Genomic DNA, 23,665 nt, shown 5'->3' with positions numbered 1-23,665 from the left:
GGCTTGATGTGGCTGAGCCCGGCCCAACCAGCGCGTCCGCGCTGGTGTTCAAACGCCGCCGGACCGGTGTGCCACCACCAGTTCCGGCAGGCGTTCGGAGATCTCCGCGCGTGCCTTGGGCGGGAGGCCCGCGTCCGTCACCAGGGCGTCGACCTCCTCGAGGGCGGCGAACGAACTCAGACCCACCGTGCCCCACTTGGTGTGGTCCGCGAGGACCACGACCCGTCGGGCGGACCGTACGAAGTGCCGGTTGGTCTCCGACTCCGCGAGATTGGGTGTCGACAGACCCGCCTCGGCGGATATGCCGTGCACCCCGATGAACAGCACGTCGAAGTGCAGCGAACGGATGGCCGCGTCCGCCACCGGCCCCACCAGGGTGTCCGACGGCGTCCGCACCCCGCCGGTCAGCACCACCGTCGCCGCGCCCGGGCGGGCCGCGGGGCCGACGGCCGTCATCGACCGCTGGGCGCTGTGGAAGACGTCGGCGACCCGCACCGAGTTGGTCACCACCGTCAGATCCGGGATCTCCACCAGCTGCCGGGCCAGCGCGAACACCGTCGTCCCACCGGCCAGGGCGATCGCACTGCCCGGCGTGGCCATCCGTGCCGCCGCCCGCGCGATGTCCTCCTTGGCGCTCAGCTCCAGGGCCGACTTCGCCTCGAAACCGGGTTCGTGCGTGGTCGCCTCCGCGACCGGCACCGCGCCGCCGTGCACCTTCTCCACGGCACCCTGCCGGGCCAGCGCGTCCAGATCGCGACGGACGGTCATGTCCGAGACGTTGAGCCTGCGCGTCAGCTCGTTGACCCGCACACCGCCGCGCCGTCTGACCTCGTCGAGGATCAGGGCGCGCCGCTGTTCCGCCAGAAGATTCTGGTTGTCGCCCACCCCGCCCGTCCTTTCGGCCAGCCGCCGCCGGCTGTGCGCACATCCTCCCACGCGGCCACGGCGTCGCCATGTCCGCTGCGCTCGATCACGATTGCGCTTCGCTCCCCGCGGACACGGTGTCTTCCGCGCCTCCGAGGACGATCCTTGGAGCGTGACACCACACCGGGATCGGGGGACACGGTGGCATCGACCGAACAACCGGACGCGAGAGAACGGACGGACGGCCCACGCGGCCGGACCGCCGGGGCGGACCGCCCCCACGCGGAGGCCACGGGCACTCCCGCCACGGAGCCCGCGCACGCGGACGCCGAGGCCGACCCCTGCGCCGACGCGCGGCTCGCGCTGGAGCTGCTCGTGCACGGCGTCGGCGGCGCCACCGCGCAGGGCATGCTGACCGATCCCCGCACCGACCGCGTCGCGGGCGACGGCATCGCCGGCATCCACCGCCGCGTCGAGGACCGCGACGCGGAGGACCGGCCGCACGACTACCGCGACCAGCCGGTCCGCGAGGCCTACGTCTGGTCCAACCTCACCTCCGGGAACGGCACGCGCGCCCTGTGGCTGCTGCTCCTGCCCTTCATGGTCGTCAACCTCGCGCACTGGATGCGGCCCACGACCCGGGACCGCGGCAGAACCGTGCGGGTGTACGGCGTGCTGGTGCGCCTGATCGCGCTCAGTCTCACCGTGTTGCTCACCGCCGCCGTCTGCGAGGTCGCCCTCGACCTGACGGCGTGGCAGTGCGCGGGCACACGCGCGTGCGCCGCGCAGAAGTCGTGGCTCGGCTTCATGGCGGCCGGGCGCGGCGGCTGGTGGAGCGGGCCGGGCCGCCGGCTCGCGCTCGCCGCCGTCGTTCCCGCCGTCCTGATCGCGGCGCTGTGGCTGCTCTCCCACCGCACCTGGAGCGCCTACGAGTCCCAGCAGCCCATCGGCCGCACCCTCGGCGAGGGCGACCGGCGGACGGCCGGCCGTCCCGCCCTGTGCCTGCCGGGCTTCTGGTACGGGCGGCGGATCGTGGCCCGGCTGCGCGCCGCCCACACCGCCACCGGGTTCCTGACCATCGCCGCCCTCCTCTGCCAGGCTTCCAGCCGCCACGACCGCGGGCCGGGCGGCAGTCCCACCTTGGATACCGCGGGCTGGGCACTGGAGGCGGCGCTGGCGGCCACCGCCGGGTGGGTGGTCCTCGTCGTCTGCCGCCGGGGCCGCAGCGAGAAGAAAGCCGACGGCACCCTCGACCGCTTCACCACCCGGCTCCTGCCGGGTACCGCCCTCGCGCTCCTTTTGCTCGCCGCCCTGCACTCGGCCTGGAGCCGGCCCGGCTGGACCTCCGAGGGCATGCTGCCCGGAAACCGGACCTTCGGCCTGATCGCCCTCGCCCAAGGCGCCCTCGTCGTCCTGCTGTCGGCCGTGGCCCTGCGCCTGCACCGCGCCGCCCCCGTCGAGCGGACCCCGCTGCGCGGCCTCGCCGGACCCGCCGTGGCGATGCTCGCCTGCGCGCTCGGCGGCGTCATGACCGGCGGTGCGGCCCAGCGCATCGCCGACTGGCTCGACGGCGACGCCACCCCCGGCATGGGGGAGGGGCCGATGCCCGGGCCGCCTGCGGTGCTCTCCTGGCAGGCGTCCGTCATCCCGGTGCTGCTCGCCGCGCTGCTCGTGCTGCTGCTCTACTTCGCGGTACAGACCCTGGTGGTGCGCCGCCGGCTGCTGCGCACCGTGCCCGACGGCTACCCCGGCGAACGCCCCGACAACGCCCGTACGCGCACCATCGCCGGCGTCATCGCCCGCGCTGGACTCACCGACTCCGCCCCCTGGGTGATCGGCGCGGTGTCCGCGCTGACCCTGCTGCTCGGCTGCTGCGCCGTGGCCGGTGCCTGGCTCACCGGCGATGTGCCCGGCCGGGCCGCCGAGGGCGGCCCCGCCGCCGTCGAGGACGGTGCGCAGGCGGTGCAGGCCCTGGGTTCGTGGTTCGTGGGGGTGGGCTTCGTCCTGCTGCTCACCTGGGGCCGGCGCGCCTACCGCGACCCGGCGGCCCGGCGCACCATCGGCATCCTCTGGGACGTCGGCACGTTCTGGCCGCGCGCCGCCCACCCCTTCGCGCCCCCGTGCTACGCCGAGCGTGCCGTCCCCGACCTCACCTGGCGCATGCAGAGCTGGACCGAGCGCACCCACGGCCGGCTCGTCATCTCCGGGCACTCCCAGGGCAGCGTCCTCGCGGCCGCCGCCGTCTGGCAGCTCGACCCCGACACCCGCCGATGCGTCGCCCTGCTCACCTACGGCTCACCCATCGAGCGGCTGTACGGACGCTGGTTCCCCGCGTATTTCGGTCCCGCCCAACTCACCGCGCTGCACGGCGAAATACACTGCTGGCGCAATCTGTGGCGGCTCACCGACCCCATCGGCGGCCCGATCCGCCTCCCGGAGGGCACGGGCACCGAGGTCGACTGCGGCCCTCTCAAGGACCCCCTGGCCTACGGACGCACGATCGAACACCCGCTGCCCGCACCGATCCTCGGGCACTCCGACTATCAGACGGACCCCGCCTTCGCCCACGAGCGCGCCATGCTGCTGGCCCGGCTGTCGATGTGGATGCCGACGCAGTCTCAGGACAGCTCGGGCAGATCCTCCGGGTAGAGCAGGGTGAGGTCGTCGGTGCTCGGGTCGCGCAACTGCGCGACCCGGCCCGCGTGCCGTTCGACCATCGCCTCGAAGGTCTGCCGGGCGGTGCGGCCGTTGCCGAACGCCGGCCCCTTCGGGACGGCCGTGAAGTACGAGAGCAGCGCCTCGGCGGCACCCTCGCCGAGGCGGTACTCGTGCTCGTCCGCCTGCTGCTCCACGATCCGCAGCAGTTCCTCCGGGGTGTAGTCGCCGAAGGTGATGGTGCGGGAGAACCGCGAGGCCACCCCGGGATTGACCGTCAGGAAGCGCCGCATCTCGGCGGTGTACCCGGCGACGATCACCACGACCGCCTCCCGGTGGTCCTCCATCAGCTTCACCAGGGTGTCGATGGCCTCCCGGCCGAAGTCCCGGCCGGAGTCCTCCGGCGACAGGGCGTACGCCTCGTCGATGAACAGCACCCCGCCGCGCGCCCGGTCGAAGGCCTCCTGGGTGCGGATGGCGGTGGAGCCGATGTGCTCGCCGACCAGGTCCACCCGCGAGACCTCCACCAGATGGCCGCGCTCCAGCACGCCCAGGGAGGCGAGGATCTCGCCGTAGAGCCGGGCCACCGTGGTCTTGCCGGTGCCGGGCGAGCCGGTGAAGACCAGGTGCCGGCGGACGGAGGCGGCCTTGAGCCCCGCCTCCTGACGGCGGCGCCCGACCTCGATCATGTCGGTGAGCGCACGGACCTCGCGCTTGACGCTCTCCAGACCCACCAGCGCGTCGAGTTCGCCGAGCACGGTCGTGGAACCGCGGACCGGCTCGGCGGCGGCACCGGGCGGCCCGGACGCCTCGCCGGAGCGCTGGACCGGCACCGCGACCCGGGGAGCCGGCGGCAGGACGGCCGGGGCGGTGCGGGCCGGGCCCGCCGCCGTGGCGGCGCCCGCCAGCAAGACCGCGCTCTCGTCGCTCGTGCAGCCCGCACTGACCGGACCGTCCTCGGCGAACTCGTACCCACCGCGCGCGCACCGCTCCGTACGGCACCGGGTCAGGGTCGTCCGGCACCCGTCGATGACATGGAAGCCGTAGCCGGCACTGCCCGTCACCCGGCAGTCGTCGAACGTGCCCCGCCCGCCCGCCGACACGTAGAACCCGGCCTCCACCGGTGAACTCACCGTGCAGCCGACGGCGGTGGGGTCCGCGCCCTTGGTGACGATGACACCGGTCGCCGTCGCCTCGAAGGCACAGTCCGTGAGCGAGCCGCCACTGTCGTGGTCACGGAACCAGGCCCCCGTCGCCGCCTCGCGGATCCGGCAGTCCTCCAGCCGCGCCGTCGCCCCGTCCCGCACCGAGACGGCGGTATTGCGGACCTGGGAGAGGTCGCTGTCGACGACGTCGACCCGCGAGCCGCGGTCCAGGACGAACAGCGCGTCCGGCACCTCACGCACCCGGCAGGAGCCCAGGGCGGCGGTCGCGCCGTCACTCACCCACACGGCCGGGTAATCGCCCGTGCTGTCGCGGATCTCGCAGCCCTCCGCCTCCACCCGGGTGCCCGGATCCCACACCGACAGGCCGTTGCGCCCGAACCGGCGCACCGTCGAGCGCGTCAGCGTCAGTACGGACCGCGAGCGCAGATCGACCCCGTTCTCCGGGACGTCGTGGATGTCGCAGCCGTCGAGGGCGAGCACCGCGTCGGTGTCGAGGACCACGCCGTCCCCGGTCGTACGGTGCACCTGGCAGCCGGTGAGCCGGCCCGCCGCGCGGGACGCCACCCGCACCCCGGCGCCCCTGATCTCGTACACCTCGCAGTCGACCGCGTCCAGCGTGCTGCCCTCGCCGGTCAGGGTCAGGCCCGCGCCCGAGGCGTGGTGGATCCGGCAGCGCTCCAGCCGAGGACGGCCACCACCGTGCACGGTGACCCCCGACTGGCCCGCGGCCACCACCTCGCACTCCTCGAACACACCGCCCGCGCCGTCCAGCACACTGATGCCGACCCCGCCCGGGTTGTCGACCGCGCAGCGGCGCAACGTCGGCCGGGAGGCTCCGCCGCGCACCTCGATGCCCACCGCGGAACGGGTCGTGATCCGCAGGTCGGCCAGATCCGGCGCCCCGTCCTCGACGACGAGGGCGGGCGCGGCCGCGTCCTGGCCCTCGATCTGCAGATCGAGCACCGTGGCGGAGGCCCGGACGGTGAGGGCGACGCCCTCGGCCGGGGCGATCCGCACCGGCCCGACAGCTCCCTCGGCGCCGCGCAGGGTCACGTCCCGCGCGACGACCACGTTCTCCCGGTAGGTGCCCGGCGCGATGAACAGCACGTCCCCGTCGGCCGCGGCCTCCAGCGCCGAGGCGAGACAGTCGTACTCTCCCGCACGCCGCCGCCAGCGCGCCGTGCCGGTGTGCGTGACCTGGACCGACCCCTGTGCCATGGCGCTGCCGTGCCCCCACCTCGTGCGTCGCGTGCGTTCCCCCGGGACGGATGCGTACCGGCCACACCCACCGTAGCGTGCGAGGGGCAAGGGAGTTGACCTCTCGCCCCGGCCGTCCTCCCTCCGCCGCCGGGCGGTGTCCACGGCGTCCACCGTGTCCTCGCAGCGGCCGGACGGGCCCGATTTCCCGCGGCCACCCCCTCGTCAGCTTCCGGCGTCCGCCCGCCCCCACGTGTGCCCGGCCCGCTCCCACGCGCGGTCCCACTGGGCGTACCTGTGCCGCATGAGCCGCCAGACGGCCAGCCGCCGGGCGAACTCCACCAGACCCGCGGTGCCGAGGGCGGCGCCGAAGCCGGCGAGCACCGCGTGGGCGGCGGCCTTGCGGGGGGCCAGGGGCGGGGCCGCGACCCGCCCCCGGTCGTCGGTCCACAGCGGGAAGCGGTCGCCGGGGCCGGTGGCCCGGGGCACGGAGACGGTACCGGAGCGCGCCGTGCCGTCCGGGGCCCGCCAGTGGGCGACGATCCGGTGGTACCCCTCACGGTCGGCGATCCCGTCGAAGCCGGTCTCCGCGGACCCGCCGACCGGCACGGACCGCAGAGCGGTCGCGCCCACCGGATGCCGGTGCCGGTGCTGTTCGCGGACGGTCTGCCGCAGCGCCTCGTGGGCGAGCGAGCCCGCGCCCCAGCCGACGACCGGGGCCGCGAGCAGCGCCACCAGCACCGCGACGACCCCCACCCAGGCCTCCAGGACATCGCTCCGGCGGCACAGCGGGCCGCGCCGCCAGTGCCATGGACGGATCGTCGCGCGCGTCATGCTCACCCCCTCACCCGTCCGTAGATACCTCACACGGGGCATCGCATGCGGAGGATGGCGGAGCGGGGCGTGAAATCACCCCCGGTGGACCACGATCGGGGCGGCGCGTTGACGTGCGGCGGGCGCGCAGGAGGGCTCACGGGCGGCAAGACCTCCGCGCGACGGGACCCGGGGCCGGCGAAAGCTCAGTCGAGGACCTCGACGCTGTCGCCTACCCGCAGCACCCCGGTGTGCTCCGGGACGAGGTTCTGCCCGAACACGAGCTTGTCGCCTATCCGGTGGTGCCGGGCGAGCGTGCGCAGCGGTTCCTTGCCGCGCTCGGCGGTGTGCTGGTCGGTCGTCGTCACGACGCACCGGCCGCAGGGCTTGGCTACCCGGAAGGTCACGTCCCCGATCCGCACCCGCCGCCAGTCGTCCTCGGCCCAGGGCGCGGTGTGGTCGACCACGACATTGGGCCGGAAACGGTTCATGGGCAGCGGGGCCTCGTCCGGGTGGCCGCCCTGGGCGATCAGGGCATTGAGGGCGTCGAGCGAGGCGCTGGTGGTGAGCAGCAGCGGATAGCCGTCGGCGAAGCTCACGGTCTCGCCCGGCCGGGCGTAGCGGGGATCGATCGGGCGGCGGGCCGCCGGCTCGTCCATGTACACGAGCCGGGCCTCGCTCCCCAGGTACGCGCTGACCCAGGCGTCGGCGGCGGCCCCCGCGGGCGCCGCCTCGACCTTGTCCCCGAACAGCTCGATGGTGATCAGCTCGCCGGGAGCGGCCGCGGCGGGCACCTCGACGTCGAGCGGCTCGGATCCGGCGGCGGTGAGCCGGACCCCGCCGCCCGGCAACGGGCGCGCGGCGGCCAGCGCGAGCCGTGGCTGCTGCCGCTGGGTGATCATCCGGCCGTCGGGGCCGGCGAGCATCCACCTCCGGTCCCCGGCGAGCCCCCACGGCTCCACGGCCGCCTCACCGGGGCTGTACCCCGCCATCGACTTGACCGGATAGCAATGAACCGCAATCAGTGCAGGATTGGACATACGGTCATCTTGCCAGCCGGGCCGGACAGTTGGGCGGCCGGGCCGACAGCCGGGCCACCGGTGCGGGCCGGTGCGGGCCGGTCAGTATCCGCCCTGGTTCGGGTACGGACGGTTGTACGGGTCCTCGTACGGCGCGGGCGCCGGACGGGGCGTGACCGGGCGCATCGCCTCGTACCCCGCGGGACCCGCGGCGCCCCCCGGGCGCTGCTGCTGCGCCTGCGGACCCGGGTAGCCGCGCGGCGCCGAGGCCTGCTGCGGGATGTACGGCGCGGGAGCCTGCTGGAGCCCCGCCGGCTGCGGCGCGGACATCTGCTGGCCGTACTGCGGGGCCTGCGCGGCGTAGCCGCCCTGCTGACCCTGCGGCGCGGAGGGCCCGGAGGGCAGGGCCGGCAAGGCCGGCAGCGCCGGCTGCTGGCTGCCCATGTCGTACGGGGAGGACACCCGGATCGGCGCGATCTGCGGGGTGCCCCGCTCGGCGACGAGGCTGTCGTAGATGGGGGTGTCCGGGAACGACGACGAGGCGTAGTAGCCGCCGCCGTAGGTGCTGCGGGGGGAGGTCATAGCCCATAAGTTAAGCCCACGACCTGACCCCGGTCTACGGCAAGGTCCCCCTGGTGCGCCGCTGACCTGCAAAGACGCAGATCGGGGCACAAGCGACAGGGTGGGGCACACGTGAACGATTGGTCACCTGCGGCCGGTCGTGTCCGCGCCCATATCGTGGCGATACGGACGCTGCTGACGAGATGTCAGCCGGTGTCGGGGCAAAAGGACCGCAGGGTACGTTGGAACGATCCGAGGAGTCAGCTCGTTCAGAGGGGTGGAGCATGGGGATGCTCAAAGGCACCAACGTCCGGATTCCGGCACCCGCGGTGCGGGTCGAGCTCGGCTGGCGGCCGGGCCCCGGCGTGCCGGACGTCGATGCGTCCGCCCTGCTGCTGTCGGCCGGCAAGGTCCGCTCGGACGCGGACTTCGTCTTCTACAACCAGGCGACGCACTCCTCCGGCGCGGTCCGGCACGAAGGCAAGCGCACCGCCGGTGACGCGGTGACCGACACCCTCGCCGTCGACCTCTCGGCGGTCGAGCCCGCGATCGAGACGGTGGTCCTCGCGGCCTCCGCCGACGGCGGCTCGTTCGGACAGGTGCCGGGGCTGCACATCCGGGTGTCGGACGCCACGAGCGGCGCGGAACTGGCCCGCTTCGACAGCACGGACGCCACGGTCGAGACCGCTTTCGTGCTGGGCGAGCTGTACCGCCGGCAGGGCGAGTGGAAGTTCCGGGCCGTGGGCCAGGGCTACGACAGCGGCCTCGCGGGCCTGGCCACCGACTTCGGCATCAGCGTCGACGACCCCCGGCCCGTGGCCGAACGGCCCGCGCCCGTACCGCCGGCCCCGCCCGCGCCCCCCGCCGGGCAGCGGCCCGCCCCCGCCCCGCGTGCCGCCGCCCAGCCCGCCCCCCAGCCCGTGCGGCTGACCAAGGTGACGCTCACCAAGGACGCCCCGGCCGTCTCCCTCACCAAGCAGGGCGGCACCTCCGGCGCGCTGCGCGTCAACCTCAACTGGCAGGTGCACAAGCAGTTCAAGAGCTGGGGCCAGAAGTTCGGCAAGGCCATGGCCCTCCACTCCGACCTGGACCTCGACCTCGGCGCGCTGTTCGAGCTGAGAGACGGCAGCAAGGGCGTCGTGCAGGCGCTCGGCAACTCCTTCGGCTCCCTCCACCAGCCGCCCTTCATCCACCTCGACGGGGACGACCGGACCGGTGCGTCGGCGTCCGGCGAGAACCTGACCGTCAACCTCGACCACATCGCCGACTTCCGGCGCATCCTGGTCTTCGTGACGATCTACGAGGGGGCGCGCAGCTTCGCCAACCTCAACGCCACCGTCACCCTCCAGCCCCAGCACGGCGCGCCCATCGACTTCTCCCTCGACGAGTGCACGGTGCCCTCCCCCGTCTGCGCCCTCGCCCTGATCACCAACAACGGTGGTGACCTCGTCGTCCAGCGGGAGGCCCGCTATCTGGTGCCCGACCGCGGCGTCAGCCCCCAGCGCACCCTCGACCGCGCGTACGGCTGGGGCATGAACTGGACGCCCGGCCGCAAGTGACCCCCCAAGGGCTCAGGGCGCGGTCTCGGGGCGGGTGTACGTCCGCCCCTTCCAGGCCGCTCCCCGGCCCCGGTAGTGCCGCACCGCCGAGTCCACGGTCATCAGCGTGTACAGCGCCGCGGTGAACGGCAGCAGCGGCGCCGACCACAACGGCCGGCGGTAATAGCGCAGCATCGGTACGTACGTACCCGTCATCACCGCCCACGCCGCCGCACCCGCCACCAGCGGCACCACCTCGCCGGTCAGCGCGCCCGCCACCAGTGCCACCGGCGGCGCGAGGTAGACCACTGCCAGCCCGGCGACCGTGCCCGCCAGCACCAGGGGGCGGTGCCGCAGCTGCGCGTACGCGCTGCGCGCGACCATCCGCCACAGCCCGCCGAGGCCCGGGTAAGGACGGACGCTGTCCACCCGGTCCGCGAGCCCCAGCCAGATCCGGCCGCCCGACCGCTGGACCGCCCGCGCCAGGGCCACATCGTCGATCACCGACTGCCGGATGCTGTCCGGTACGCCCGCACGCCGTGCGGCCTCGGTCCGCAGGAGCACACAGCCGCCCGCGGCCGCCGCCGTCCCCGCCCCCGGACGGTTGACCCAGCGGAACGGGAACAGCTGAGCGAAGAAGTACACGAACGCCGGCACGATCAACCGCTCCCAGAAGGCCGCCACCCGCAGTCGCGCCATCTGCGACACCAGATCGAACCCGCCCGAGTGCGCCGCCGCGACCAACTCCCGCAGACTGTCCGGCGCGTGCGCGATGTCCGCGTCCGTCAGCAGCAGATACTCGGCGTCGGTGCGGGCGCGGGCGAGCGCCATGCCGTGCCGCACCGCCCACAGCTTGCCGGTCCAGCCGGGCCCGGGCTCCCCCGGACCGTCCACCGTCAGCGGCAGCCCGCCGCGCGCGGCCGCCAGGGTACGGGCCAGCTCGCCCGTACCGTCCGTACTGCCGTCGTCGACGAGGAAGACCTCGGCCCGTCCCGGATAGTCCTGCGCGAGCAGCGACGGCAGGCTGGCCGGCAGCACCTCGGCCTCGTCCCGGGCCGGCACCACGATCGCGACCGACGGCCACCGCGCGGGCGGCGTGCGCTCCGGCAGCCTGACGTCCGTGCGCCAGAAGAAGCCCTGCCCCAGCAGCAGCCACACCCACGCGGCCAGGGAACCGACGGAGATCCAAGTCAGCGCGCTCATCCGCCGCAGTCTGCCGCACCGAGCGCCCCCGCGCGGGCACGCCGGCGAATCCCGGGCGGGCCGTGTCACGGATCCCGGGCGGCTTGGCCCGTACGGCCCCGCGAGGGCGCTCGACCGCATCGATTAAAGTGACCGGGTGAAGATCGCGCTCATGGACTCCGGCAACGGCCTACTCGCCGCGGCGGCCGCCGTGCACCGGCTGCGGCCCGACGCCGATCTCGTCCTGTCCTCCGACCCCGACGGCATGCCGTGGGGACCGCGGACCGCCGAGGACGTCATCGAGCACGCCCTGGCCTGTGCCCGTGCCGCCGCCGCGCACCGCCCCGACGCGCTCATCGTCGCCTGCAACACCGCCTCCGTGCACGCCCTCGTCGCGATACGGGCCGAGCTGGAGCCCGAGCTGCCGGTCATCGGGACCGTGCCCGCGATCAAGCCCGCCGCGGCGGGCGGCGGCCCGGTCGCCATCTGGGCCACCCCGGCCACCACGGGCAGCCCGTACCAGCGCGACCTGATCCGCGATTTCGCGTCCGGCGTCGCCGTGACCGAGGTGCCCTGCCCCGGGCTCGCGGACGCCGTGCAGCGGGCCGACGCGCCCGCCATCGACGCCGCGATCGCCGCGGCCGCCGCCCGTACGCCCCACGACGTGCGGGCCGTCGTCCTGGGCTGCACCCACTACGAACTCGTCGCCGAGCGTATTCGCGCCGCCCTCCGGCCCCCGACGGCGACCGACGCGCCTCCCCTCACCCTGTACGGCTCCGCCCTGGCCGTCGCCACCCAGGCGCTGCGCCGCGTCGGCGCCGCGCCCGCCCCCGACGCCGAGCCGACGGGTGAGCTGACGGTGCTGCTCAGCGGCCGTGAGGGGACGATGGAGCCCGCGTCGCTGACCTATCCGGAAGGGCGCTCGCTGACCACGGTCGGTGCCGCCCGTCGTCCCGTGGGCCCCTGAACGGCCGACCGGATCCCGTCCGCGCACGACCCCTGCCGGGGTGGCGGAACGTGAGTAGGCTGCCCCCTATGAGGGACCACTCCGAGGGCCCACAGGGTCATGGGTGCTCATCGAGCCCCGAGGACGACGCACAGCCGGGCGGGATCCCGCCCCTCATCCCGGCGGCCGACGGCGCCACCGTTGCCGCCACCGACGTGGCGATCTGGACCGGCCGGGCGACCAACCGCGTCCAATGGCTGATGGCCGGCGCCGGCGCCGCCTGCCTCGCCCTGGGCATCGAGCTGGCCGTCGACAGCGCGTGGACCTCCGGTCTCGCCCCCTTGGCCATGGCGGTGGTCGGCTGCGTCGCCGCCGGGCTGCTGATGCTCTACGGCACCCTCGCCTTCGTCCATGTGGCCGTACGCGTCGACACGGAATCCCTGGAAGTGCGCTGCGGCCACATCGGTGTCCCGCGCACCCGCATCCTCCTCTCCCATGTCGTCGACGCGGACTTCGCGCCCCGCGTCACCCCACGCCAGTGGGGCGGCTGGGGATACCGCTGGCGCCCGGAGAAGGGCACCGCCGTCGTCGTCCGCAGAGGGGAGGGCTTCGTGCTCCGCCTCGGCGACGGCCGTACCTTCACCGTCACGGTGGACGACGCCGAGTCCGCCGTGCGGGTGATCCGCGCCCGGCTGGGCGTCGCCGCCGGCCGCAAGGCCTCGGCCTGAGGCACTCCGCCGGGCGCGGGTGCCCCGGCGCTCGCCGCGCCCACTACCCTCGACGCATGGCGACCCCCGACTTCATCCGAGAGATCCGTGCCACGGCAGGCCACCAGCTGCTCTGGATGCCCGGTGTGAGCACCATCGTCCTCGACGACGAGGGCCGCGTCCTGCTCGGCCGGCGTTCCGACTCGGGTGAATGGTCGATCATCGGCGGCATCCCCGAGCCCGGCGAGCAGCCCGCCGCCGCGGTGGTCCGCGAGGTGTACGAGGAGACGGCGGTGCGCGTCGTACCGGAGCGGGTCCTGCTCGTGGAGGCACTGGAGCGGATCACCTACCCGAACGGCGACGTCTGCCAGTTCATGGACATCTGCTTCCTCTGCCGTTACGTGAGCGGCGAAGCGCGGGTCAACGACGACGAGTCGCTGGAGGTGGGGTGGTTCGAGGTGGACGCCCTGCCGCCGATGGAGGACTTCGCGGTGACCCGTATCAAGCGGGCCGCGGAGGGCGGCCCCACCTGGTTCGACGGCATCGGGCAGGGATGACCCCGCCCGCCCGGCGGGACTTCGGCCGGGGCCCCTGCCGCCCGCGGGGCGCCCCGGCGATCGACCCCACGGCCTAGCCGACCCGCTCGGCCAGGAAGTCCTCCCAGGTGCGCCGGCCCACCGTGGCGCCCTCGAACGACAGGTTCTCACCGGCCCGGTACGCGCGGCCGACCTTTCCGGGCATCCGCACCGGCATCATCGGCCGGCGCTTGCCGCACGCCCGCAGGTAGCCGCGGGCCAGCTCGGCCATCCCGTACACCGTCGGCCCGGCCAGGTCGGGCACCAGACCGGACGGCTCGCCGAGCGTCAGCTCCACGAGCCGCTCCGCCACTTCCCGCGAGTCGACCGGCTGGAAGCGCAGCCCGCCCGGGCAGGGCACCACCGGCATCTTTCCCATCTTCCGCACCACGGTCAGCACGAGGTCGTGGAACTGCGCGGCTCGCAGCGTCGTCCAGGGGATACCGGAGCCGGCAACGGCCTGTTCGGCGCCCAGCTTGGCCCTGAAGTAGCCGATCGGCATCGTGTTCGCGCCGATCACGGAGATGTACACCAGGTGCTTCACACCGGCCCGTGACGCGGCCCGCACCAGGTTCGAGGTCGCCTCGTCGTCCCCCTTGGGGCCACCCGCGAGGTGCAGGACGGTCCCCACCCCCTCCACCGCGGCCTCGATGCCTTCGCCCTTCAGCAGATCACCGGTCACGTACTCGATGCCGTCGCCCGGCTCCCGGCCGTGCCGGCTGAGCACCCGCACCGGGTGGCCCGCGTCGCGCAGGAGGGGGACGACGTGCTTGCCCAGCGTGCCCGTACCACCGGTGACCAGGATCGATGCCGTCATGACTGCTCCCAAACTCGTTCGGCCCGGGGTGGGTTTCCCGGTACCTTCAGCGGTGTTTTGTGTATCTGCTGCTATGACCCCCGGCGACGAAGGAATGTGACACGGTGGACGAACGCGATGGGCTGACCGACCGTTTCGAGGAGCACCGGCCTCGTCTGAGAGCGGTGGCCTACCGCATGCTCGGCTCGCTCAGCGAGGCCGATGACGCCGTCCAGGACGCCTGGCTGCGGGCCACGCGCGCCGACACCGGCGAGGTGGAGAACCTCGGTGGATGGCTGACCACGGTGGTGGCGCGCGTGTGTCTGAACATGCTGCGTTCGCGCGAGCACCGGCGCGAGGACCCCCTCGACATCCCGCTGTCGGGCCCGGTCACCGGCCTCGAGGACGGGAGCGACCCCGAGCGGGAAGCACTGATGGCCGACTCGGTCGGGCTGGCGCTGCTGGTGGTGCTCGACACGCTCACGCCGGCCGAGCGCCTCGCCTTCGTGCTGCACGACATGTTCGCCGTGCCCTTCGACGAGATCGCCCCGATGATCGAGAAGACCTCCGCGGCCACGCGGCAGCTCGCGAGCCGCGCACGCCGCCGGGTCAAGGGAAGCACCCCGGTGCCCGACGCCGACCTGGCCCGTCAGCGCCGCGTCGTCGACGCCTTCCTGGCCGCCACGCGCGGCGGGGACTTCGACGCCCTGGTCGGTCTGCTCCACCCCGGTGTGGTGTTCCGGGCCGACAAGGCCGTCGTCCCCAGCCCCGCACCCATCGTCATCGAGGGTGGCCGCACCGTGGCCAGGAGCGCGATGGCCGCCATGGGCCGCGCCCGGTTCACCGGCACGGCGCTGATCGACGGAGCGGTCGGACTCGCGATGGCCCCGCTCGGACGGCTGTCGCTGGTACTCCTCTTCACGATCACGGAGGGCCGGATCACCGCGATCGACGTGATCGCGGAACCGGAGCGTCTCGGCCGGCTCGAGATCGCCGTGCTGGACGCCTGACCGCACAGCGGGCCGTGGCGGTGGACGACGCGGGTCCACCGCCACGGCCGGCTCGTGCGGCCACGCCGAGGAAGGCCGCGGTGCCCGCCCGCGTCATCCGGCCGGAGGGCCGGAGGGCAGCGACTGCTCGGTCCAGACGGTCTTCCCCTCGCGTCCGTAGCGGGTGCCCCACCGCTCGGTGAGCTGGGCGACGAGGAACAGACCGCGGCCGCCCTCGTCGGTGCTCCGGGCACGGCGCAGATGAGGGGCGGTGCTGCTGGTGTCGGAGACCTCGCAGATGAGGGTGGGGCCGAGGATCAGCCGCAGGGTCACCGGGCCGCCGCCGTAACGGTAGGCGTTGGTGACCAGTTCACTGACGATCAGTTCGGTCGCGAAGACCATCTCGTCCAGCCGCCAGGTGCTCAACTGCCCGGTCATCAGGGCGCGGGCCTGCCCGGCGGCCTGTGCCTCGGCGGGCAGGGTCCAGGTGGCGACCCGGTCCGCCGGCAGGACCCGGGTACGGGCGAGGAGCAGGGCCACGTCGTCGGTGGGCTGGGCGGGCAGCAGCGCGTCCACGACGGCCTTGGACGTCTCCTCCAGGGGCCGGGCGGGCCCGGACAGTTCCTCCGACAGGCGGGCGAGCGCGGCGTCCATGTCGGAACCCCGGGTGTGGATCAGCCCGTTGGTGTAGAGGGCGAGGAGGGTGCCCTCCGGCAGATCGATCCGCGTGCCCTCGAAGGGCAGCCCGCCCAGCCCGAGCGGCGGACCGGTGGGCAGGTCGGGAAAGCTCACCCGCCCCTCGGGGCTGACGAGCGCGGGCGGCGGGTGACCGGCGCGGGCCAGGGAGCAGCACCCGGACACCGGGTCGTACACGGCGTACAGACAGCTGGCCCCGGTCACCTGGTCGTTGGGGAAGTCCCGGCTGTTGACCTCCTGTTCGGCGGCCAGCCGGTGCACGAGGTCGTCCAGGTGGGAGAGGACCTCCTCGGGATCGAGGTCGAGTTCGGCCAGGGTGTGGACGGCCGTGCGCAGCCGGCCCATGGTGGCCGCCGCGTCGATGCCGTGCCCGATGACGTCACCGACGACCAGGGCGACCCGCGCCCCGGAGAGGGGGATGACGTCGAACCAGTCCCCGCCGACGCCCTCCACCGCGCCGGCGGGGATGTACTGGTGCGCCACGTCGACGGCCGGCAGTTCCGGCAGGTCGCCCGGCAGCAGGCGGCACTGCAGGGACAGCGCGGCCTGGTGCTGCCGGGTGTAGCGGCGGGCGTTGTCGATACAGATCGCGGCGCGGGCGGCGAACTCGTCGGCGAGGGTGAGGTCGTCGCTCTCGAACGGCTCGGGGTTGTGGGCCCGCCACAGGGTCACGAAGCCCAGCAGCAGGCCCCGGGCGGCCAGCGGCACCATCATGACGGAGTGGACGCCGAGGGACGAGGCGCCCGCGGCGCGCTCCTGTGCGACGGCGGACATGCCGGCGGGGCCGTTCACCTGGGACACCAGGACGGGGCGCAGCTCGGCCAGGCACCTGCCCTGCGGGGTGTCCGGGGGAAAGCTGATGAGCGCGCCCACCGGGTTGAGGACGCCCTCCGTGCCGGGGACGACGGACTCGGCGGCCTCCCTGCGGACCGGCCCGTAGCCGTCCTGGGACGGCTCCTCGCCACGGCTGACGGGTTCGAGGAGATCGACGGTGGCGCAGTCGGCCAGCTCGGGGACGAGTACCTCGACCAGTTCGCGGGCGGTCGTCCCCACGTCCAAGGTGGTGCCGATACGGGCGCCGGCCTCGTTGATCAGGGCGAGCCGCAGCCGGGCGCGATGGCCCTCGGTGACGTCCTCCACGAGTTGGGTGACGCCCAGTACCTCTCCGGTGGAATCCTCCAGCCGGAACGCCGAGACCGACACGTACCGCTCCCGGCACGGGTCGGTGCGCAGCCGGCAGGACTGCTCGGTGAAGATCATCGGGCGGCCGGTCTCGAGGACCTGCCGCAGCCGGGCGTCGATCGTCGCCGCGTCCTCGTCCACCAGGAAGTCACCGATCCGGTGGCCCCGGATCAGTTCGGGCGGGATGCCGCCGATACCGGCTATGGCCCGGTTGACCCGCAGGATCCGCAGGTCCGGGGCGTGGACGGCGAGCCCGATGGGGGAGCGCCGGAAGAGCCCCTCCAGGACCGAGCGGTCGGTTTCCCACTGGACGACGCCGTCGGCGGGCGCGCCGACCAGGAACCACTCGGTGAGCGGTCCCTCCCGGTCGACACAGCGGGCCCGGATCCCCATCCGGACCGCACGGCCGTCGCGATGGGCCACGGGCACGACGCCGAACCAGCCGCGGGCCCGCACGCACGCCGCGGCCGCCTCCCTGACCCGGTCCCGGTCGCCGGGATCCACCAGGACCTCGACCGCGGGCCGGCCGAGCACCTCGTCGGCGCGGTGGCCCAGCAGCTCCTCGGCGCGCCGTCCCCAGCCCACGACGGTTCCCCGGCGGTCCAGTACCGCGGACGCCGCGTGGTCGATCGAGAACGGGTCCTCCGGGCTCTCGCTGAACAGCCTCATCGGTGCGCCCGTCACTCCGCCCTCCTTCCGTGGCCGTCGGCTCCAGCCGGGTGTGTCCTTCCACAGTGACGGGTGTCCGGGCTCGGCGCCCCTCACGTACCGCCCGGCGAGGACCCCGGCCCGCCCGAGGGCCCCGGTGGACAGGCGCCACCGGGGCCCTCGGGGCGGACCGGGGAGAGGGGTCAGGCGGCGTGCCGGCCCCGGCCCGCACCGGTGCCACGGGTGCTCCCCGTCCCCTCGGACGGTACCGAGGGCTCCCAGACGGGGAGGTCGGGCACGGCCCGCAGATGGCGCCCGGACGGGGCCTGGGGCGGCGGCGCGGGGCGGCGCAGCAGACGCTCCTCGTAATGCCCCAGGGCGAGGACCCCGCAGAGCAGGAGCGGGGGGAGGAGCAGGGCGACCGCGATCATGTGGGGCTCCTTCTGAGAGTTCTCCGAGGATGAGCCTTCTGTGCGCGTTACCGCGCACGTCCGGCGGAAACCCCCCAGGGCCCACCACCCTGTGCGCCGGAGGAGACCCGGAACGCCGTTCGAGACCGCCGCCGTCCGGGGTCAGGGCGCGCCGGGCGCGAGGACCGTCGCGAGGAGTGGTACGGGGGCGAGGCCGCCGATCGCGGCCGCGCCGTCCGCGTAGTGGCCGGGGGCGGCGGACGGCAGCGCCCGCAGCGGGAGGGTGCACACCAGGCCCCCGCGGTCGGCGTCGACGGTGTTGACGTGCGGGTTGGCGAGTACGACGAGCGTCCTGCCGTTGTTCTCCAGGCGGTACCCCACCCGCTTGGGGCGGACGCCGTGCGGGGCGTGGGGGTACCGGAAGAGCGGGCGGCCCTCGAAGACGAACCCGGTGGGCGCGGTGAACCGCTGGGATATCCGCCCGGGGTTCACCGGCCGGCCGGCGGGGGCGGTGTAGAGCACGTTGAGCGCGGCGGACCGGTCGGGCGCTGCCTGAGGCACGTTCTCCTGAAGGACCGTGAACGCGTGCTCGTCGGCGACGGGCAGGGGGGCGGCCACCACCACGGACAGCGCGTGGACGGTCTCGTAGGTCGCCGGGCCCCGGCCGTGACGGACGGTCAGGGCCGCCTCGTAGCGGCCGGGCGGGGTGTTCTCGGCCGCCCGGACCTGGAAGACGCCGTCGAGCGAGCCGCCCGCCGCCGAGGCCGGGTGCCCGCCCGGGTAGGTGCGCCTGACGGGGCCGCGGGTGGCGTCCGCCGCGGTGACGAGCCCGTCCGGCAGGACGAGTTCCACGGTGATGTCCGCCCCGTCGAGCGGCGCCGGGGCCTGTGCCTGGGCCTCGGTCCTGATCCTGGCGCCCAGCCCGAACTCGTGACCACGCTGGACCGTCGGCGGGGCGACCGGTTCCACCCGTACCCCGCCCCGGTCCGCGCGGGCCGGGGCCACCGCTGGCGCCCCGGCCACGGTGGTGATCCTGCGGAGCCGGTGGCTGTCGCATTCGGCGACGACGAGGTCGCCCCGCGCGTCGACGGCGAGGGCGCGCGGGAAGTACAGCTCGGCGCCCAGGGCCGGGGCCCCGTCCTCGTCGTGGTCGGGATCGGCACCGCCCGCCACCGTCGTGATGACACCGGTGGCGGCGAGGAGGCGGATGCGCTGGTTCAGCGAGTCGGCCACGTACAGATTCCCCGAGCCGTCGAGGTCGACGCCGCGCGGCTGGTGGAGACGGGCCTCGGTCGCGGGCCCGCCGTCGCCGTCGTAACCGGGCCGGCCGGTGCCGGCGACCGTGGTGATGATGCCGTCCGGGGCCACCGCGCGGACCCGGTGCGTCCAGCAATCGGCGATGTAGAGCCGGCCCGCGCCGTCGACCGCGACATCGATGGGGTTGCGCAGCGCGCCGGTCGTGGCCGGGACGCCGTCGGCACCGAACCCGGGCTCGCCGGTACCCGCCACGGTGCTGATGACGCCGTCGGGGCCGATGCGCCGGACCCGGTGGCCCTTCCACTCCGCGATGTACAGATTGCCCTGGCCGTCGAGGGCCAGCCCTCGGGGCTCGTTGAACAGCGCCCGGCCGGCCGGGCCGCCGTCACCGCCGTGACCGGGCTCGCCGGTACCGGCGACGGTCGTGATGATCCCGTCGGGGGAGACCTTACGGATCCGGTGGTTCCAGTAATCCGCGAGGTAGAGGTTCCCCTCCTCGTCGAGCACGAGGCCGCCGGGTTCGTTCAGCAGGGCTTCCACGGCCGGGCCGCCGTCGCCGCCGAAGCCGGGTTTGCCGGTGCCGGCGATCGTGGTGATCGTGCCGTCCGGGGAGATCCGGCGGATCCGGTGGCCCTTCCACTCCGCCACGTACACGGCGCCTGTGCGGTCCGTTGCCACGGCCCGGGGCTGGTCGAGTTCCGCGCGGGAGGCGGGCCCGCCGTCACCGCCGGAGCCGGCTTTTCCGGTGCCGGCGAGGGTGATGATGACGCGTTCCGCCGCGGCGTCCATCATGGTCGACTCTCCTCTTCCCTGGGGGCGGGTGCGCTTCTCCGCCCTGGGGGCGGGGCGGAGGTGGTCACTCTTGACGAGGCTGTCGTGAGGCGGCCGGATCCGGCCGCGGACTCACGGTAGGCATCGCCGCCGACCACCGACAGCCCTTCGCCCGGGCCCGGGCCGCATTCGGCCATTGCCGTGACCTTCGCCGTGGGCGGGCAGAAACGGGTTGGTTGTCGAAGAATCGCCGGAGGCTGTCGGCACCACCGCTGCGCGGCGGTGTCCTCAATCGCCGGACGGGCTGGTTTTGGCTGGCGTCAGCCCAATCCAGCTTGGCCGCCGTGGGCGGGCAGAGACGGGCCGGTTGTCGAAGAACCGCCGGAGGTTGTCGGCACCACCGCTGCGCGGCGGTGGTCCTCAATCGCCGGACGGGCTGAATTCAGCCCGTCCGGCGATTGAGGACGCGCCCGCAGGGCGCTAGCCGCCGCAGGCGGCAAACCCGGCAGGCAGCCGGGGAACCGCCGGCCAGGCGAGAGGCGCTCCGCCGCCGCAGGCGGCAAGAAAGGCCCGTCGTCGGGGAACCGCCGGCCAGGCGTAACGTGGCGCATTCGCGCTCGTGACCCGGACCTGACGCCCTGTCACCATGACGGCGGAAGCCCGGTGCCCGCGCACGCCCGACCGAACCGAACGGCACCGGCTCCCGTCGGCCCGGCGGGCCGTGGGTCACCGTCGACACCGCGGCCCGTCGGGCCCGGGCCTACCCCCGGCACCGAGCGGCCCGCGCCATTCCCCCGGCCCCGGCCGCCCAGGCCGCCCCGCACGGCCCCCCTTCGCACAGCGCACCACAGCGCACCACAGCGCAGCGCAAACGCACGCCCCATCGAGGACGAGGAGCCGACCATGGCCGCAGCCGCATCCGACAGGCTTCCCTGGCAGTGGGAGGAGCACGAGTGGCGGGGGCACGTCGAACGGGTTCGCGCGGGGCGGAGCCTGAAGCCCGCCGTCTGGCCGCGGGGTGCGAAGGCCGCCGTCGCCCTCTCCTTCGATCCCGACCACGAGTCGATACCGCTGCGGGACGGCCAGACCCAGCCCGGCAAGCTCTCGCAGGGCGAGTTCGGTGCCCGGGTGGGGGTGCCGCGGATTCTGGCGATGCTGGAGAGGCGTTCCATTCCGGCCACGTTCTTCATGCCCGCGGTGTGCGCCCTGCTCCGCCCCGACGAGGCGCGGGGGTACACCGACCGGGGCCACGAGGTCGGCATCCACGGCTGGATCCACGAACGCAATATGGAGCTGGACCCCAAGAACGAGCGCGACCTGATGTTCCGCTGCGCCGACACCCTGGAGCGGCTCAGCGGTCAGCGCCCGGTCGGGATCCGTACGCCCTCGTGGGACTTCAGCGACGCGACCCTGGCGATCAGCCGTGAACTCGGCCTGCTGTACGACTCCTCGCTGATGGCCGACGACGACCCGTACGAGATCGTCGCCGACGGAGAGCCCACGGGCATGGTGGAACTCCCGCCGGAGTGGATCCGCGACGACGCGATCTACTTCCCGATGGACCGGTACACCGCTCTTCGTCCGTACGCGATGCCGCGTCACGTGGTCGGTATCTGGCGGGACGAGTTCGACGCCGCGTACGCCGAGGGCGGGCTGTTCCAGATGACCATGCACCCGCATGTCATCGGTCACCGGTCCCGCATGGTGGTGCTGGAAGAGCTGCTGGAGCACATCGCCGGTCACGACGGCATCTGGTACGCCACGCACGCGGAAGTCGCCGCGTATGTGAAGGACCGGTCGGAGGCCAGTTCGTAGGTACGCGGGTTCCCGTGCTCGAAGGAAAATCCGGGAGTGAAATTCGATGACTCCCGTGAAAACAGATCGGTGGCGTCGGCGGTGAAGTACCACCGGAACGCGCCCTATCGAGCAAGCGATTGCTTTGCTAAAGTGTCCGACGGGTATTCTTCCAAGCATGGCGGGGAGCCGTTGAATGCACTGCAAAAGCATATGATCCACCGCCGACTCAGGCCACGAGTGCGACCGTTCTCCTGAACGGTAAAGCGAGCTGACGAGCCAGACGCCGGGGCGCTCCGACCCTTGAAAGGGCGGAATCTATGGCCGCCCCGGCCGCCGTCCCCGCCGCTTCGCGCAACGTCACACCCGCTGGGCGCAGAGCCGCCCACTCGGCCCGGGTGTTCATCTCTCCCGTTCGGGTCGAATAGGGAATATTCATGAGGACTCTACAGGCGGTCCGCGAGTTTCCGCTCGCATTGCGATTGCTATTGGTCAACCAGTTCGGGGTGGACGTCGGCTTCTACCTCCTGATTCCCTTTCTGGCGGAATATCTGGGGCAGGGGCTGGGGATGTCGGCCGCGCTGGTCGGGCTGGTGCTCGGCACGCGCAACCTCAGCCAGGAGGGGCTGTTCCTCCTCGGTGGTTCGGCGGCCGACCGGATCGGCCCCCGTGCGGTGATCATCTGCGGCTGTGCCCTGCGGGCCGTGGGTTTCGCCCTCTTCGCCGTCGGGGACTCCCTGCCGCTGCTGCTCGGCGCGTCCGCGCTGAGCGGTCTCGCCGGGGCGATGTTCTACCCGGCGATGCGCGCCTACGTCGCGCTCGAGGCGGGCGAGCGCAAGGCCGAGGCGTTCTCGCTGCTGACCGTCTCGTCGACGGCGGCCTCGCTGGTCGGGCTGCTCCTGGGCAGTCTGCTGGTCACCATCGACTTCCGGCTCTGCGCGCTGTCGGCGGCCGTGGTCTTCGCCCTGCTCACCGGCGCCCAGGTGTTCCTGCTGCCGACGTACCGGGTGCCGGGCAACCGGGGCACGGTGCTGGCGGACTGGCGCGAGGTCTTCGGCGACCGCCGGTTCGTGGTGTTCGCGTTCGCCATGACCGGCATGTTCGCCATGGAGAACCAGCTCTACCTGCTGCTCCCCGCGGGGGCGCGGCAGGCGTCCGGCTGGCAGGGCGCGGCGGGCATGCTGCTCGCCACCGGCGCGGTGGCCAACATGCTCTTCCAGCTCCGGATCACCCGGCTGCTGGCGCGGCGCGGCGGTGGTGCGCGGTGGGTGGGGGCCGGGCTCGCGGTGATAGGGCTCGGGTTCACACCACCGCTGCTGATCTGCGGTGCGGCGCCCCCGCACGGCTTCGCGGAGTCCGCTTCGCGGATAGTCGTCATGATCACGGGGTCGCTGATGCTCTATCTGGGGCTCATGATCGCCCAGCCGGCGGTCATGGACCTCATCCCCAGATTCGGGCGTGAGCGGCTGACCGGCACCTACTACGGGTTGTTCTACGTCTTCTCCGGGCTGGTGGCGACCGGCGGCAACGCCGCGGTCGGCTGGGCCATGGACGTGGCCGGGGCCACCGGGCACACGTGGCTGCCCTGGATGTGCTGCCTGGGCTACGGGATGGTCTCCGCGTCGGCGGCGGTGTGGCTGTACCGCACCCGGGCGTTGCCGTCCCGTCCCGTGCCACAGGCTCCGCTTCCCGTCGGCGCGACCGATGCCGCGGTCCCGGGGGCGCCGGTGGGCGACGGCGTCGGGCCGTCGGCGGCGAACCGGTTGCGGGGCCCGGCCCGGCCCTTCGACGACACGGCGGACCAGACTCCCCGTTGAGGGCGGCGGCCCGGCCGGCGTTGCCGGGTGAACGGGCGGGGATTTCGGCCACGGGACGAATGGCGTCTCACGGGACCGCCGC

The 23,665-nt window shown here is 73.7% G+C and carries 18 protein-coding genes; 8 read left to right on the top strand and 10 right to left on the bottom strand.

Going from position 1 to position 23,665, the window contains the following annotated elements; translation table 11 throughout:
- Positions 1–48: 48 nt before the first annotated feature.
- A complete protein-coding gene (locus ACZ6MA_RS07705) occupies positions 49–885 on the bottom strand; it encodes a DeoR/GlpR family DNA-binding transcription regulator (RefSeq protein ID WP_469431884.1) in 837 nt (278 codons plus the stop codon).
- Between the two features lie 144 nt (positions 886–1,029).
- On the opposite strand from ACZ6MA_RS07705, the gene ACZ6MA_RS07700 reads away from it, so the two are divergent.
- Positions 1,030–3,513, top strand: a complete 2,484-nt coding sequence (locus ACZ6MA_RS07700) for a hypothetical protein (protein ID WP_469431882.1) — start codon at positions 1,030–1,032, stop codon at positions 3,511–3,513.
- Here the strand turns inward: ACZ6MA_RS07700 and ACZ6MA_RS07695 are convergent.
- The 4 genes from ACZ6MA_RS07695 to ACZ6MA_RS07680 form a co-directional block, all read right to left on the bottom strand.
- The gene (locus tag ACZ6MA_RS07695) at positions 3,483–5,903 is read right to left on the bottom strand and encodes a right-handed parallel beta-helix repeat-containing protein (RefSeq protein WP_469431879.1); all 2,421 of its coding nucleotides are present in this window, start codon (positions 5,901–5,903) and stop codon (positions 3,483–3,485) included. The two genes, ACZ6MA_RS07700 and ACZ6MA_RS07695, sit on opposite strands and share 31 nt — an antisense overlap.
- A 204-nt stretch (positions 5,904–6,107) precedes the next feature.
- Entirely contained in the window at positions 6,108–6,716 is a 609-nt protein-coding gene (locus ACZ6MA_RS07690) for an Rv1733c family protein (RefSeq protein WP_469431878.1), read from the bottom strand.
- Between the two features lie 185 nt (positions 6,717–6,901).
- Positions 6,902–7,735, bottom strand: a complete 834-nt coding sequence (locus ACZ6MA_RS07685) for an MOSC domain-containing protein (protein ID WP_469431876.1) — start codon at positions 7,733–7,735, stop codon at positions 6,902–6,904.
- A gap of 81 nt (positions 7,736–7,816) precedes the next feature.
- The gene (locus ACZ6MA_RS07680) at positions 7,817–8,296 is read right to left on the bottom strand and encodes a DUF6643 family protein (RefSeq protein WP_469431875.1); all 480 of its coding nucleotides are present in this window, start codon (positions 8,294–8,296) and stop codon (positions 7,817–7,819) included.
- A gap of 263 nt (positions 8,297–8,559) precedes the next feature.
- On the opposite strand from ACZ6MA_RS07680, the gene ACZ6MA_RS07675 reads away from it, so the two are divergent.
- On the top strand, positions 8,560–9,834 hold the full coding sequence (locus ACZ6MA_RS07675; RefSeq protein WP_469431873.1) for a TerD family protein: 1,275 nt from the start codon (positions 8,560–8,562) through the stop codon (positions 9,832–9,834).
- 12 nt (positions 9,835–9,846) lie between these two features.
- Here the strand turns inward: ACZ6MA_RS07675 and ACZ6MA_RS07670 are convergent, their stop codons facing one another.
- On the bottom strand, positions 9,847–11,016 hold the full coding sequence (locus ACZ6MA_RS07670; protein WP_469431871.1) for a glycosyltransferase: 1,170 nt from the start codon (positions 11,014–11,016) through the stop codon (positions 9,847–9,849).
- Positions 11,017–11,152: 136 nt separating this feature from the next.
- On the opposite strand from ACZ6MA_RS07670, the gene ACZ6MA_RS07665 reads away from it, so the two are divergent.
- The 3 genes from ACZ6MA_RS07665 (at position 11,153) to ACZ6MA_RS07655 (ending at position 13,205) form a co-directional block, all read left to right on the top strand.
- Positions 11,153–11,962: a glutamate racemase gene (locus ACZ6MA_RS07665; protein WP_469431869.1), complete on the top strand. Its 810-nt coding sequence runs from the start codon at positions 11,153–11,155 to the stop codon at positions 11,960–11,962.
- A 68-nt stretch (positions 11,963–12,030) separates the two neighbouring features.
- Positions 12,031–12,669: a hypothetical protein gene (locus tag ACZ6MA_RS07660; RefSeq protein ID WP_469431868.1), complete on the top strand. Its 639-nt coding sequence runs from the start codon at positions 12,031–12,033 to the stop codon at positions 12,667–12,669.
- Positions 12,670–12,725: 56 nt separating this feature from the next.
- The gene (locus ACZ6MA_RS07655) at positions 12,726–13,205 is read left to right on the top strand and encodes an NUDIX hydrolase (protein WP_469431867.1); all 480 of its coding nucleotides are present in this window, start codon (positions 12,726–12,728) and stop codon (positions 13,203–13,205) included.
- Between the two features lie 73 nt (positions 13,206–13,278).
- On the opposite strand, the gene ACZ6MA_RS07650 is transcribed toward ACZ6MA_RS07655, so the two are convergent.
- Entirely contained in the window at positions 13,279–14,040 is a 762-nt protein-coding gene (locus ACZ6MA_RS07650; RefSeq protein ID WP_469431865.1) for an SDR family oxidoreductase, read from the bottom strand.
- 104 nt (positions 14,041–14,144) lie between these two features.
- On the opposite strand from ACZ6MA_RS07650, the gene ACZ6MA_RS07645 reads away from it, so the two are divergent.
- On the top strand, positions 14,145–15,029 hold the full coding sequence (locus tag ACZ6MA_RS07645) for a sigma-70 family RNA polymerase sigma factor (RefSeq protein WP_469431864.1): 885 nt from the start codon (positions 14,145–14,147) through the stop codon (positions 15,027–15,029).
- Positions 15,030–15,122: 93 nt separating this feature from the next.
- Here the strand turns inward: ACZ6MA_RS07645 and ACZ6MA_RS07640 are convergent, their stop codons facing one another.
- The 3 genes from ACZ6MA_RS07640 to ACZ6MA_RS07630 form a co-directional block, all read right to left on the bottom strand.
- Complete coding sequence (locus tag ACZ6MA_RS07640) at positions 15,123–17,555, bottom strand: SpoIIE family protein phosphatase (protein ID WP_469432283.1); 2,433 nt, start codon at positions 17,553–17,555, stop codon at positions 15,123–15,125.
- Positions 17,556–17,737: 182 nt separating this feature from the next.
- Positions 17,738–17,965, bottom strand: a complete 228-nt coding sequence (locus ACZ6MA_RS07635) for a hypothetical protein (protein ID WP_469431863.1) — start codon at positions 17,963–17,965, stop codon at positions 17,738–17,740.
- A gap of 141 nt (positions 17,966–18,106) precedes the next feature.
- Positions 18,107–19,993 carry an NHL repeat-containing protein gene (locus ACZ6MA_RS07630; RefSeq protein ID WP_469431861.1) on the bottom strand — a complete coding sequence of 629 codons (1,887 nt, stop codon included), beginning with the start codon at positions 19,991–19,993 and terminating at the stop codon, positions 18,107–18,109.
- Between the two features lie 882 nt (positions 19,994–20,875).
- Here ACZ6MA_RS07630 and ACZ6MA_RS07625 point away from each other — a divergent pair.
- Together ACZ6MA_RS07625 and ACZ6MA_RS07620 are read left to right on the top strand one after the other, a co-directional pair.
- On the top strand, positions 20,876–21,787 hold the full coding sequence (locus ACZ6MA_RS07625) for a polysaccharide deacetylase family protein (RefSeq protein ID WP_469431860.1): 912 nt from the start codon (positions 20,876–20,878) through the stop codon (positions 21,785–21,787).
- Between the two features lie 416 nt (positions 21,788–22,203).
- Positions 22,204–23,583: an MFS transporter gene (locus ACZ6MA_RS07620; RefSeq protein ID WP_469431859.1), complete on the top strand. Its 1,380-nt coding sequence runs from the start codon at positions 22,204–22,206 to the stop codon at positions 23,581–23,583.
- Positions 23,584–23,665 lie beyond the last annotated feature (82 nt).

The sequence above is a fragment of the Streptomyces sp. NPDC042259 genome (assembly GCF_055582085.1).
The sequence above is the reverse complement of the archived record's forward strand: the minus strand, read 5'-3'. Positions and strand labels throughout refer to the sequence as shown.